Source organism: Paenibacillus tyrphae, assembly GCF_000722545.1.
GTDB lineage: Bacteria > Bacillota > Bacilli > Paenibacillales > NBRC-103111 > Paenibacillus_G > Paenibacillus_G tyrfis.
This window is the reverse complement of the sequence record NZ_JNVM01000013.1, coordinates 23,847-37,489: the sequence shown is the minus strand read 5'-3', so window position 1 is coordinate 37,489 and position 13,643 is coordinate 23,847. Positions and strand designations below refer to the sequence as shown.

The 13,643-nt window shown below is 55.0% G+C and carries 9 protein-coding genes; 8 read left to right on the top strand and 1 reads right to left on the bottom strand.

The genetic code is table 11. The features are described from left to right. Positions 1-104: 104 nt before the first annotated feature. From ET33_RS16795 to ET33_RS16785, 4 genes are all read left to right on the top strand, one after another. Positions 105-1,532, top strand: a complete 1,428-nt coding sequence (locus ET33_RS16795; RefSeq protein ID WP_235206736.1) for a serine hydrolase domain-containing protein — start codon at positions 105-107, stop codon at positions 1,530-1,532. Next, the gene (locus ET33_RS40270; RefSeq protein WP_268808323.1) at positions 1,529-1,654 is read left to right on the top strand and encodes a hypothetical protein; all 126 of its coding nucleotides are present in this window, start codon (positions 1,529-1,531) and stop codon (positions 1,652-1,654) included. Before ET33_RS16795 ends, ET33_RS40270 begins: the two co-directional genes overlap by 4 nt. A gap of 103 nt (positions 1,655-1,757) precedes the next feature. Then, complete coding sequence (lpdD, locus tag ET33_RS16790) at positions 1,758-2,096, top strand: prenylated flavin chaperone LpdD (RefSeq protein ID WP_051775391.1); 339 nt, start codon at positions 1,758-1,760, stop codon at positions 2,094-2,096. A 583-nt stretch (positions 2,097-2,679) separates the two neighbouring features. Continuing rightward, the gene (locus tag ET33_RS16785) at positions 2,680-3,756 is read left to right on the top strand and encodes a bifunctional 3-deoxy-7-phosphoheptulonate synthase/chorismate mutase (RefSeq protein ID WP_036684014.1); all 1,077 of its coding nucleotides are present in this window, start codon (positions 2,680-2,682) and stop codon (positions 3,754-3,756) included. A gap of 48 nt (positions 3,757-3,804) precedes the next feature. On the opposite strand, the gene ET33_RS16780 is transcribed toward ET33_RS16785, so the two are convergent. Continuing rightward, positions 3,805-4,722, bottom strand: a complete 918-nt coding sequence (locus ET33_RS16780; RefSeq protein ID WP_036684011.1) for a LysR family transcriptional regulator — start codon at positions 4,720-4,722, stop codon at positions 3,805-3,807. Here ET33_RS16780 and ET33_RS16775 point away from each other — a divergent pair. From ET33_RS16775 to rpoD, 4 genes are all read left to right on the top strand, one after another. Continuing rightward, positions 4,702-5,082 carry a hypothetical protein gene (locus tag ET33_RS16775; RefSeq protein ID WP_036684009.1) on the top strand — a complete coding sequence of 127 codons (381 nt, stop codon included), beginning with the start codon at positions 4,702-4,704 and terminating at the stop codon, positions 5,080-5,082. The genes ET33_RS16780 and ET33_RS16775 overlap by 21 nt on opposite strands. 41 nt (positions 5,083-5,123) lie before the next feature. After that, positions 5,124-6,326 carry an acyltransferase gene (locus ET33_RS16770; RefSeq protein ID WP_036684007.1) on the top strand — a complete coding sequence of 401 codons (1,203 nt, stop codon included), beginning with the start codon at positions 5,124-5,126 and terminating at the stop codon, positions 6,324-6,326. A 213-nt stretch (positions 6,327-6,539) separates the two neighbouring features. Beyond that, a complete protein-coding gene (locus ET33_RS16765) occupies positions 6,540-11,915 on the top strand; it encodes an OmpL47-type beta-barrel domain-containing protein (protein WP_152570654.1) in 5,376 nt (1,791 codons plus the stop codon). A 317-nt stretch (positions 11,916-12,232) separates the two neighbouring features. Beyond that, positions 12,233-13,345: an RNA polymerase sigma factor RpoD gene (gene rpoD, locus ET33_RS16760; RefSeq protein WP_036684003.1), complete on the top strand. Its 1,113-nt coding sequence runs from the start codon at positions 12,233-12,235 to the stop codon at positions 13,343-13,345. The last annotated feature ends 298 nt before the right edge of the window (positions 13,346-13,643 follow it).

The window sequence follows — 13,643 nt, the reverse complement described above, 5'->3', positions numbered from 1 at the left end:
GAAGACAAACTGAAGGACTGGATTAAGGAGACAAGACGATGAAAATTTTTTACGCAAAATGTTTCCATATATTTCTTTTAATGATAATTATTGCTGGATTGATCATGTCCCCGCTGTCGGCTAGGGCCGAGGCGAAAACGTTTCAGATCGATCCTGCCAAAATCGATGCCTACGTCGAAGCGGCTATGGATAGGCTTCACATTCCGGGCGCGGCCTTGGGGATCGTCAAGGGCGACCGGACCGTCTACCTGAAGGGTTACGGCATCTCGGGCCCGGATCAAGTGCCCGTCACGCCGCAGACGCCTTTTGTCCTCGGTTCCACCAGCAAATCGTTTACCGCCTTGGCGGTCATGCAGCTGGCGGAGGCCGGGAAGATTGAGCTGGATGCGCCGGTGCAGCGGTATTTGCCATACTTTCGAACCGCCGATCAGGCAGCTTCATCCAAAATAACCGTACGCCACTTATTGAATCAAACTAGCGGATTTTCCATCTATGCCGGCCGTAAAGGAATGGTAGAAGGGTACAAGTCGATCGAACAGCATATCCGGGATCTGAAAGATACGTCGCTCGACAAGCCTGCAGGCACCGCGTATGAATATTCGAACATAAACTACAATATTCTTGGCGGGATCATCCAAGCGGTCTCGGGGGAACCGTACCCCCAATATGTGAGCGACCATATTTTCAAGCCGCTGGCGATGAACCACAGCTACGCCACCCCGGATCAAGCTCGCGACGACGGTCTGGCAACCGGGTATCAGCCCGTCTTCGGCTATATGGTCCCAACCAAACAATTGAATCACGAGGCGACCGTCGCGTCAGGCTACTTGATTTCCAGCGCCGAAGACATGTCGAATTACTTGATCGCACAGCTGAACGGGGGCCGGTTCCAAGCCCGGACCGTCCTGTCCGAGCAAGGCGTCCGGCAAATGCACGAGCCTGGGGCATCGATTGCAGACGGCTTATTTTACGGCCTGGGGTGGAGCGTCAACAACAGCGTCATTTTTCATAACGGCATCACGGAGAATACGTATTCGTTTATGGCGATGGACGGGGATTACGGCATCGTCCTGCTGATCAACGCCTACGATTTTCTCTCATCCTACGACGGCATCGTCTCGGGACTGAACGGAATTGTTCACGGCCAAGAACGCTCGACAGCCGAACTGCCCGATTATACGAAGACGTACCTGATCCTGGATCTAATTATGGCGGTCATTCTCGCTCTGATCCTCAGGTCCGTTTACAGCCTGTGGGCCTGGAAAACGAAATTTAAGGCGACGCCGCTGCGCATGACCGCACATGTCTTGTCCATTCTGTTCCTGAATGTGCTGCTTCCTTTGGCGGTATTGATTTATTTCCCTAAGCTGGACCCGGCTCCATGGCCGGTCGTCACGCTGTTTTTTCCCGGCGCGGGACACGCGCTCTTGTTCATCCCGATCGTGTTGTTGGGAATGGGCGCGATTAAAACCGTTCTGCTCCTCCGCAGCTTAGGGAGAAAAAGACCTGCCGTGAGGAGGGTGCCCGGATGATGAAGGTGTTGGAAAATTTGGCCGCCGCGGCGATGACCACGGCCATTGTCAGCTTGCTGCTCCACGCTCCGTTTGTGAACGGCCGACCGTTAATTGACTTGCTCCGGGCTTTGTTTTCATAGACAGACCTGTTTCTGGGCGGGTTATTCCTTCCTCGTGATTCGGCTCATAGCCTTCGTAGACGAAAGGGAGTAAGGTAAACGTATCCGAGGGAGGGGCAGGCCAGTGGAAAATAACGGTAACGACTACGGAATTCGCATCGATTCGTATCGGGCGGGGGACGATTATGTGTTTCTGATCACCGGGGGAGAAGCGCATGTGGGTGCGGTCGCTTGCGCTTACTGGCACGAAGGGGAGGTCCGGTCGGAGACGATATCTGTGCCCGGGCACCGGGAAGGGGAGCTGGTCAAGGAGTTGGCCGAAAGCGCGGCAACGAAGCTGCGCCATCGTGCAGTCGTGATTATGGGAATCCACATCGATCACGCGACGAAGCAGGATATTGCACAAATTATCGCACTCGTACATGAGAAGATGAAGGCCGCTCTCGAAAGTGCGGGGCGATGAGCGCACTTCTTAATAAAAATTTAACAGAACGGCGTGAGCCGTGCTAAAGGGTTACAATACCGCTTACGATAGTTATAAAGTCAGTGCCTTTCCTAGTAATTATAGGCGGATTTTCATGTAAACTCGTGGAATTGACGGAATTTCTGCTTTGCATAACCCTCAAAATACTTCGCTGCTATAAAGCAAGAATGCTTTAAATTATGTACTTGTATTTCATGCTTGTTTCGTTATAAAATGCATCTTAATTAAATCAACTGAATGTTCTGACAAGCAATGAAGGAGAGAGTAAGCGAAGAACGCTTCTTACCAGGGACGGTGTGCCGGCGACTGAGAGCACCCGATGAAGCACTGCGCTGAAGTTCACTCCTGAGCTGGTGCCTGATGAGCGGCCTGAATCGACAAGGCTTCTTGGTAGGGTTACCCGTAGGTCCTGCGTTAAAGGATTGAAAGTGAGAAGAGCACTCCGGTTCGTTTTGCGAAGGGAGCGCACTTCTAATAAGGGTGGTACCACGGCTCCTCGTCCCTTGCGACGGGGGGCCTTTTTTATGTTCCAACAAAAAACAATTCAAGGAGCGGATGAGAAATGAACCAACCAAGTTTAGAGACTTTACGCCAAAAATTGGACGAAACGAACCGCCAGCTTCTGGAGCTGTTGTCGGAACGCGCCAAGATTGCCCAGGAAATCGGGAACCTCAAGGAGAAGCAGGGCATTCCGAAATTCGACCCTGTACGGGAGAAGCAAATGCTGACGGAGCTAGTAGCCAGCAATAAGGGGCCTTTCACCGACGATACGATCCGGCACCTGTTCAAGCAAATTTTCCAGGCTTCGCTGAATCTTCAGGTAACCGATCATAAGAAGCAGCTTCTGGTCAGCCGGAAGAAGCAAAAGGAAGATACCGTCGTTACGTTGGGAGACGATGTGAAGGTAGGCGGAGGAAGTCCCGTTCTGATTGCAGGACCTTGCTCCGTAGAGAGCTACGATCAGACGCGGACGGTAGCCGCGGCGTTGAAGCAGGCGGGCATTACCGTGCTGCGCGGAGGAGCGTTTAAGCCGAGAACTTCACCTTACGATTTTCAGGGGCTGGGCATCGAGGGGCTCAAAATATTGAAGGAAGTCGGCGACGAATTCGGTCTGAAAACGATCAGCGAAATCGTTGATCCCGCTCACGTGGAATTGGCATGCGAGTATATCGACGTCATTCAGATCGGCGCTCGCAATATGCAAAACTTCGAGCTGCTGAAAGCGGCGGGCGAGGTGCGCAAGCCGATTCTGCTCAAGCGCGGGCTGGCGGCGACGATCGACGAATTCCTTCATGCAGCCGAGTATATTTTGGCCCGCGGCAACACGCAGGTCATGCTCATCGAACGCGGCATTCGCACGTACGAAAAGGCGACCCGCAATACGCTCGATATTTCCGCCGTGCCGATCCTGAAGCAGGAGAGCCATCTGCCGGTGCTTGTCGACGTCACGCACTCCACAGGACGCAAAGACATTCTTGCCCCATGCGCGAAAGCGGCTTTAGCCGCCGGTGCCGACGGGGTCATGGTCGAGGTGCATCCGGACCCGGCCACGGCATTGTCCGATGCCGCCCAGCAGCTCAATATCGAGGAGTTCGGGAATTTTTACGCTCAGGTGCGGGAGTCCGGCCTTCTTGGGTAGATTGGCAAAGCAAAACCGTCTGGAGATGTCCAGACGGTTTTTCCATCTTTATTTAACGGCGGCTTCCAGCGCGGATATTGGCTCTTGCTTTTGCTGCCCGGCAAAGTAGTCGACGACGAAATCGCGAAAGTTGCGGGCCGCCTTCGATAAATAACGCTTCTCATGCCATGCAAGCTGGAACGTGCGATGACACACAGGCTGTTCGATATGCAGCAGCGCGAGCGGCGCGGAGGCTGCGTTAATGTTGCATCCCCCTGCAAAAGCGACGCCCAGCCCAGTGCGCACCAAGCTTGCTATGGCGGCAGGTTCGTCTACCCGGCAGACGAAGTTCGGCGATATCCCCGCTTCGCGGCAGAACGCATCGTTCATCTTTTGGAAAATAAAGGCTTCCTTATACCCGATAAACGGCTCATCGGCTACCTCGCTTAACGCAATACTGCCACGGTGTGCCAAACGGTGTCCCGGAGGTACGGCCAGATACACTTCTTCGTGCAGGACGGCTACGGCATGAATGTCCGGCCCTTCGATGGGCATCGCCGTAAAGCAAAAATCGACCTCTCCGGCTTCGAGAAGCTGCGCCATTTCATCCATGGAAGCTTGGGTCATGCGAAAGTTCACATGCGGGTAAACCGACAAAAACGCGCTTAAAGGGTCCGTCAGGCGATTCAGCGTGGACATGGCCAAGCTGATGCTTCCCTGCTCGCTGCCGGCCATATCGGCCACTTCCCGGCGTCCTTCCTCCAGCGCGGTCAGCGCGGTTTCCACTTTGTCCAGAAACGCTTTGCCGAACGAGTTGAGCCGGATTTGCCGGCCCTCGCGGTCGAATAACGGCACGCCGACATCGGCCTCCAGCCGGGAAATCGTTTTGCTGAGCGCAGGCTGCGCGATATGAAGCTCTTGCGCCGCTCTCGTCATATGCTCCAGCTTGGCGACCGTGCGAAAATAATGGAGCTGCAGCAGTTCCACCTCGTTCACTCCTTTTTCATTCCCAATCATTCATATACTCAAGGTTATATAATATATGAGATCAATTCTGCAAGCAAATTTACAGCGCATCAGTTGTCGGCCGAGCAATTTACTGATATCTGGCGCGTTGGGGTTTTGAAATTGGTGAAGCTGTTGTTGGAACTTGGGGTCGATGGGAATGCTTTATGCGAAGGAGAAGTGGAGGTGCGGGTCGCCCCGCTGGTGTTATCATTCAGCAGTTCAAACCTGGAGGAGCCGGAGCCCTACGGACTTGACCGGCGTCAGCCTCTGAAAAACGTAAGCGTTGCCATTTCATTTTCAGCTAACATTAAGACTAGGGTCATAATTATTTCATATTAACCTCCCATACTTGGTTCTTGTAAGCAAGTTCAAGAGGAGGAATGGTCCATGGGGTAGCGAAGCAAAACAAAAAAGAACAGTTGAACATCATTTATATCGTTAGGGCATTAGCCATCCTTGGCGTCATTTTTGTTCATGTCACATCGATTCCAATCGGAGAAATGGAAGATAAAAGCTCTCCTATGTTTTTTTACTTTAATTTTTTGAACGTCTTTAATAAGTTCGGTACGCCAACGTTTATTTTTCTTAGCGCCCTTGTGCTTTTTTACAGCTATTTCGATCGGCCTTTAAACGGGAAATTAATCGCACGGTTTTATCAACGGCGGTTCTTATACATTTTGACGCCTTATCTTATTTTTTCGGCTTTGTATTATGTTATCCAAATTTATTACTCGTTCGGAGAAACGTGGGAACAATTTTACGAGCACGCTTCCTTCGCCGACTTTTTTACGATGATTCTTTACGGCAAAGCGTTTTACCATCTGTATTTCGTATTTATCAGTGTGCAGCTATACATTTTGTTCCCGCTTCTTCTGTGGGTTCTGCAGCGCAAGCCTCGGCTAACCAAGCATTTGATCTGGATCGGCTTCGTTCTGCAGTGGGCCTTCGTCCTTTACAACCATTTCAGCCTGCATTACGAAGATAAAGGCCAACTTGCCATCAGCTATATTTCGTATTACTTTATGGGAGCCTTCTGTGGGATTTACTATCCTGTGTTCAAAGACTGGATTATCGTGACGTGGAGCAAGCTGTTCTCTGCCAAAGCACTGCTCTGGACTCCGCTCTGGACCGTATGGATTGCTTCCAGCTTCGGGGATGTGAATTTATGGTACCAGACCCGCGTGAACGATTTCAGTGCCAATTCTTTGCTATACGAGTGCTACTGGTTTTTCCATACGTTTACATCGCCATTGATCCTGCTGCAACTATCTTATTTTTTGTACCGTACCTTGAATACGAAAATGATCAATACGATCATTCATCTCGGCGTCGCTTCTTTTGGCGTATACATCATCCATGCCGCCGTTCTCTTCTATTATTTCCGGCTTCCGGTAAACTACACGCCTGCCACCTATTATGTGTATATCGCATCAGGCTATGCCGTCACGCTTCTATTCTCGTGGGGCATTGTCGGGTTGGCGCAAAAGTATGTGAAAAGCTCATGGATGCTTTTCGGGTCCAGACCCAAAGTGCCACCTTATCGGGAATCCGGCAAAATCACAGCTGGACATAAGGCGGCTTGATGCGGCGCTGGCGGAATAGGGGCCTTGGCTGCCGATTTACGAGGCGTTACAAGGGGAGTTTTTAGGTCCGTTCAGCTGAAGCATAGCTCAAGAGCTTATGCGTTGGCCGGCATGCGCTTGTTTTTTTGAATGAAATAGCTCTGATTTTAACTGGTTTTAAACTCTCCGCGTTATGCTGTTAGGGTTAGCTGAACATGAACAGGCGGAGAGGAGTTGTCGAAATCATTGAACGGAAGAATACGAGGCCGGCCGACGGTCATTCTGGCGGCTGCCGGGGTGTTGGTGTTGGCCGGACTGTGCAGCGATCGGCCGGCGATAGCGGCAGAGGGGTATCCGCCCCATCCGCTGCCCAAGTACATCGTCACCCAACAAGACTATACATTGGGGCTTAATACCGATGGAACGGTGTCCGGTGACGGTCAAGTCCAATCCTTCAAGCTGTGGGGTTGGACGGACGTAGCGTCGCTCGATGCGGGACTGAAGCATGCCGTAGCGGTCACGACGGACGGACGGGTGTATGCGGCGGGGAAAAACGATGACACCGCTTGCTACACCAGCGACGACTTGACTCAAAGAGCGACGCAATGGACGCAGATGAAGTCTGTGGCTGCGGGAGATTGCTTTACGGTGGGGCTGAAAAACGACGGAACCGTCGTCGGCCTCGGCAGGATGAACGGCTACGGGCAAATCAGCAATTTGTCGGAATGGTCCGGCATCAAGCAGATTGCCGCAGGCGATACGTTCACGGTCGGCTTGGCCAACAGCGGCAAGGTGGTCATGAAGGGCAACACGGCCAATGGGCAGGGAAATGTCGGCGCCTGGACCAATATCATGCAGATCGCTGCCGGCGATACTTACATCATGGGGCTTCGAGCCGACGGGACGGTTGTAACGACTGGCGGTGTCGACGTATCCGGATGGAAAGATATCGTATGGATTTCCGCGGGCTCTTCGGTTGCGGCAGGCGTTACGAAGGACGGCAAGGTTGTCACGGCAGGCTATGTGTTCTCCGAAATTCAAGCGGAAATGGATAAGTGGACGGACATCATTCAGGTCTCGATCCGCAGTCAATCTCATGCCGTCGCTGTTCGTAAAAACGGACAGGCGGTGGCTGCCGCCCAAGCGAAAGGCTTCAATTACAAACCGAAGTTGAAATGGGCCTTGAAGCAATATGCGCCACAGACGCCTGGCTCGGTTGCTACTCCGTCGTCCCCTCGAAAAAAAGGGCCTGTCTTGCTGCAGTGGACACCCCCGGAGTGGGGGCTCGGCAGCGACCGCTATTATCAGGTGGAGTTTTACGACGGGAGCGCATGGACGCAAATTGGAGATCGGGTGACCGGTACTGAATTCACCTATGATATACCCGCAAGCGTCAATACATCCGAGGCAAAATTTCGGGTGCGGGCAGGAACCGAATACGGCTTGTCGGAGTATGTGACGACGAATCCGATTGTGATCGACAATCAACCGCCGCAAGTGCCGGTGATCACGGTCAGTTCGGAAGCATGGAGCGAGCAGCCGGTCCAGGTCACGATTGCGGAAAGTCCGGCTGTAAGCGGAGTGGACCGCACGGAATACTGGTTGAACGGCGGATTGTGGCAGACCTACACGGCGCCGTTCACGATTGAAGCGGACGGAGAGACGAAGGTCGAGGCGCGAACTTGGAACAAGCTGGGGGAAGTCAGCGAAGTAAGCGCCAAGACGGTCCGTGTCGACCGCCTTGGACCGGAGCCCCCGGCCGTGACAGCGGACGCTTCCGGCTGGACCCGCGCGGAGCAGGTAACGGTTACCGTGGCGGACGGCGCGGATGCGGGAATCGGCGTATTGCGGTCTGAGGTTCGGCTTGTTGCCTCCGACGGTACCGTCATATCGGATTGGGCCCCTTACGTTTCGCCCTTGACGATCCGGGAAGAAGGACGCTGGACGGTCCGCGCACGGACCGTCGATAAGCTGAATCATGTAAGCGAGGAGAGCGCCTTAACCGTACTGATCGACCGGACCAAGCCAAACGCTCCGGTCGTGACCCCGCAAACGTCCGACTGGATTGACGCGCCTAGCGTATCCGTCGCCGTCTATGGTGAGGACGGATTGTCAGGCTTGCAGCGTCTGGAGTATAAGCTCAGCGGCAGAGCGACCGCAGACTGGACGGAATACACCGGTGAGCTTCGGGTCGAAGCGGAAGGCGAAACCGAGGTACGGGTGCGCGCCATAGACAAAGCGGGCAACGTGAGCGACGAATCGTCCGCCATCGTTCGAATCGACCGGTCGGCCCCGGAGGCGCCGATGGTTACGGTCAGCGAGTCCGGATGGACCCGCCGGGACGTCAAGGTTGACTTCGCAGGCACGGACCGCCTGAGCGGGCTGCTGAAATACCAAGTTAAGCTGGGGCCGGACAGCCCTTGGCAGGATGTGACTCCTGGCGATTCCGTTACCGTTACTGCCGAAGGCGAAACAACGGTCACGGCACGTGCGGTGGACCGGCTGGGCCACGTTAGCGCGGAGGCTGCCGTTCGGGTCCGAATCGACCGCACGGCGCCTACGGTCCCGTTCCTTACGACCGATGCTTCTGGCTGGACGACCGGGAATGTGACGGTGGCCGTTTACGGAAGCACGGATGCCGTTTCCGGGGCGGTTAAGTATCAGTACAAGCTGGGCCCGAACGGCGCATGGACCGATGTTCCGGGAACCGGCTTCACCGTGAGCGCCGAAGGCGAGACGCCCGTCTACGTGAGGGCAGCGGACGAAGCGGGCAACATGAGCGAAGAGGCGTATACTGTCGTTCGCATCGATCGGACGGCTCCGACCGCCCCGGTCTTAACACCAAGCGCGACAAGCTGGACAAACGATAAGGTTACCTTTACCGTGAGCGGCGGTACGGATGCGGGCAGCGGGGTCGCGCGTTTGCAGTATCGAATCGGCCCAGGTGGGAGTTGGACCGATTACACGGTCACCGCGGTGACCGTCGAGGCGGAAGGCGAAACGGCTGTTTTCGCCCGGGCCGTGGACCGGGTCGGCTTAATCAGCGAAGAGGCTAGCGCGATCATACGTATCGATCGGACGCCGCCGAGCGTGCCGACCTTGTCGTTAAGCGAAAGCGGCTGGACGAACCGTCCCGTGACGTTCGAGGTTTACGGCAGCACGGATACGGGAAGCGGCCTTGCGAAGTATATGGTGAAGCAAGGCGCCAACGGACCTTGGACGGAATACCCGGGCACCCCGGTTGAAGTAAGCTCGGATGGAGAGACGCCGGTATTTGCGCTGGCCGTCGATGCGGCGGGCAACCGGAGCGCCGAAGCGCGAGCGGTAGTCCGGATCGACCGGGGGAAGCCGGTCATTACGCTAAGAGGGGATAATCCGATGCTGCTGGAAGTCGGCACCCCCTATGCGGAGCCGGGCGCTGAGGCTCTGGATGCGCAGGACGGCGATCTGACCCGGCAAATGACGGTGACGGGCAGCGTCTATTCGGCCAAGCTCGGCACCTATGAGCTCCGGTACCGCGTATCGGACCGGACAGGGAATACCGCTGAAGCGACAAGGATCGTGCACGTTGTCGATACGACGAAGCCTGTAATCACGATAAGAGGAGCGAATCCGGCCATCGTCGCTTTGGGAGACTCCTACACGGATGCGGGTGCGACGGCGATGGACAATTACGATGGCGACTTAACGAACCGGATGACCGTGACGGGCAGCGTATATACGAAGCAAATGGGAATCTACATGATCCGTTACAGCGTTAGCGACAGCTCCGGTAATGTGGCGGAAGCCGTCCGCACCGTTCATGTCGTGGACAAGGAAAGCCCTTATATCGTACTGCTTGGTGAAAATCCGCTGAATTGGCAAGTCGGTACGGCCTATGTCGATCCGGGCGCCAAGGCGTTCGATCCGCAGGACGGAGACCTTACGAGCCGGATCGCGGTAACAGGTCGTGTTGACGTGTCGCGGCTCGGAAGCTACGTGCTCCAATATGATGTGACGGATCGGGCCGGAAATCCGGCGCTCCCCGTAACCCGTACGGTGCGGGTGAAGGATACGATCCGGCCGGTCATCACGTTACGGGGAGAGCCGGAGATGGCCATAAGCTACGGCACCTCCTTCGTCGATCCGGGCGCTATAGCCGTGGATAACTATGACGGGGACATCAGCGGCCGCATTCGGGTGGTCGGAACTATTGATTCCCGCAAGCCCGGAGTTTACGAGCTGCGCTATCAGGTCGAGGATTCATCCGGCAACCGCGCGCTTGAAGTTGTGCGTAAGGTCCGGGTACGTCCGGAAGAGGAAGAGAGCGGAAGCTCCACTCCAAGTTCGCCGACGCCCGTCGCTCCGGCGCCAAGCGTTTCGGGACCCGGGCCTGCAGGCCAGCCGGAAGTCGCCAGACCCGGCATGTTTGAAGTCAACAGCCCGGCGGCTGAGCAAGATCTGCGGCTAACCGTCCGCGGAGAGGCATTCGCCGGGGCACTCGCCCAAGCTCGCGGGACGGACGTGGTGCTGCCAATCGACGCTTCGTATGAAGCGGGGAAACGTTCGGTACGCGTCGATCTGCCTGCGGAATCGGTCGTGGCGGCCGCGCAGGCGGCTGGGAAAAGGATCGTACTGCAAGGCGCGGAAGCCGGTTATATTTTGACTGCAGACGCCGTCGATCTGTCGTCGCTTGCCAAGCAGCTCGGGAGCGGCATCAAAGAATTGACGATCTCGGTGACGATGAGACCGGTTGCGGACCCGGATAGACTACAGAGCTTCAAGCGGCAGGCGTCGGAAGCCGGCTATCGGCTTATAGCTCCGGTCATGGATTTCGACATGAGGGCCCGTGCCGGAGGATCGGCTGTGCCGCTGGACACCTTCCCCGTTTACGTTCCGAAAACGATAAAACTTCAGGGAGCGACAAACCCGGATGAAACGACGGTGGTTCGTGTCCTGTCGGACGGTTCGATTAGCTTCGTCCCGGCGATATTCTCCGGCGGTCAGGCGACCGTATTCAGCCGGACGAACGGCACTTACATGGTGCTTGTCCGGGAGAAAGGGAAGTTCCCAGATATAGCCGGACATTGGGCGGAAAAGGAGATCGACCGATTGACCGCCAAGCTGATCGTCCAAGGGATGACGGAACGTTCCTTTAACCCGGATGCGGAAATCACCCGGGCGCAGTTTGCGGCTTTGCTGACGCGCGCACTCGGATTGCAGCCGGTACCGCCGCAAGGACGGTTCAAAGACGTTGCCGGAGCCGATTGGCATGCCGGGACGATTGAAACCGCTCTGGAGGCCGGATTGATCGGCGGCTTCGATGACGGCACGTTCCGGCCGGATGCGCCTGTGACGCGGGAGCAAATGGCCGTTATGATTGCCCGGGCGATGACCCTTTCGGGACTTAAGACGGATGGGTATGCCGACAAGCCGGAGGAGACGTTGCAGGGCTTCCGGGACCGTGAAAGTATCTCTTCGTGGGCCCGAGACGGGGTAGCGAGAAACGTGAAGGCGGGCGTTATTACCGGCTTCACCGATACGAGCTATGCTCCGAACCGCAAGGCAAACAGGGCGGAAGCCGCAGTGATGATCAGCCGCTGGCTTACCCTTGCCCAATGGATCAATTAACGGCAAACAGCAAGCATAGGAATGGAACAGGAGCGACGGAGCCTCGCAGATTTGCGGGCTTCGTTTCTTTTCGTTGGAACAAAATTCAGGCCGGGCGGGCCTTCTCATGTTGGCGGCAAAAGCAAAAAACCGGCGTCCGCCAAGGCGGATACCGATTTTATATAAACAGTTGAATTATTATCGTTTTTGTGTTAAAATGACGGTTAGCAGTTGAAAAAATGTGATATTTATCACTAATATCCAATATTATACTATCACATCTTCACGGCTTTGTCAAGAATTAATAAAGAGTGGGTTCGGAGAAGAGGGGGCAGCATATGGCGAACGATCAGCACAAGGAAGCGGAGACGGAGCTTACCATAGATCGGGTGAAACAGCAACTCATCGCGCAAGGTAAAGAGCAAGCTTCGCTCACTTACAAAGAAATTACGGAGAAACTCGCTCCGTTCGATCCCGATCCGGAACAAATCAGCGAGTTCGTCGAGCAGCTTAGTGAGCTGGGCATCGAGGTAGGCGGGGAACCGGAAGAGGACCCCGCATTCAGACCGGATCAAGAGGAACACGAGCTGCTTCACGACGATCTGTCGCTCCCGCCGGGGATCAAAATCAATGATCCTGTGCGTATGTACTTAAAGGAAATCGGACGGGTGCCGCTGCTTTCGGGGGATAATGAAATCGAGCTGGCGGAACGGATTCAGCGCGGAGACGAAGAAGCGAAGCGCAGACTGGCCGAAGCCAACCTCCGTTTGGTGGTCAGTATCGCAAGACGCTATGTCGGACGAGGTATGCTGTTCCTTGATTTGATACAGGAAGGCAACATGGGTTTAATCAAAGCGGTGGAAAAGTTCGATCACACCAAGGGCTTCAAATTCAGCACGTATGCCACGTGGTGGATTCGTCAGGCGATTACGCGTGCGATTGCCGATCAGGCGAGAACGATCCGGATACCGGTACATATGGTGGAAACGATCAACAAGCTCGTACGCGTATCCAGACAGCTGCTGCAGGAGCTTGGCCGGGAAGCGACCCCGGAAGAAATTGCGAAGGAAATGGATTTGACGCCCGATAAAGTACGGGAAATTATGAAGATCGCGCAGGAGCCCGTATCGCTCGAAACGCCGATTGGCGAGGAGAACGATTCGAACCTGGGCGACTTTATCGAGGACCAGGAGGCGCTTGCGCCGGCGGACGCAGCGGCTTACGAGCTGTTGAAGGAGCAGCTTGAGGATGTGCTCGACACGCTTACGGAGCGGGAGGAGAACGTGCTGCGTCTTCGTTTCGGTCTTGATGACGGCCGAACGCGCACGCTGGAAGAAGTGGGCAAGGTATTCGGTGTGACCCGGGAGCGTATCCGGCAGATCGAAGCCAAGGCGCTGCGCAAGCTCAGACATCCGAGCCGCAGCAAGCGGCTGAAAGATTTTATGGATTGATCTTTATTCGTGCGGCGAATACAGGAAGTCGTGCTCTTGGAGCACGGCTTTTTTTGTCAAATGATTTAGGCGGAAAATTCTCATTGAATTCTAATAATAGCTTCTCGGTGCAGGCGGGATGCGGGGGAAATGATTTTCTGGAAAAAGGTGCGGCGCAGGAGTGGACGTACCGGTTGCCGAATAAGCTAGTACAGGAAAATCCTTGAGCCAATCAAGGATTTTCTTGTTTTTCAGCGGAGTAAACCATAAAGTGACCTTACATGTGTTATATAAATGTCAGATTTTTCGAACAAAAAAA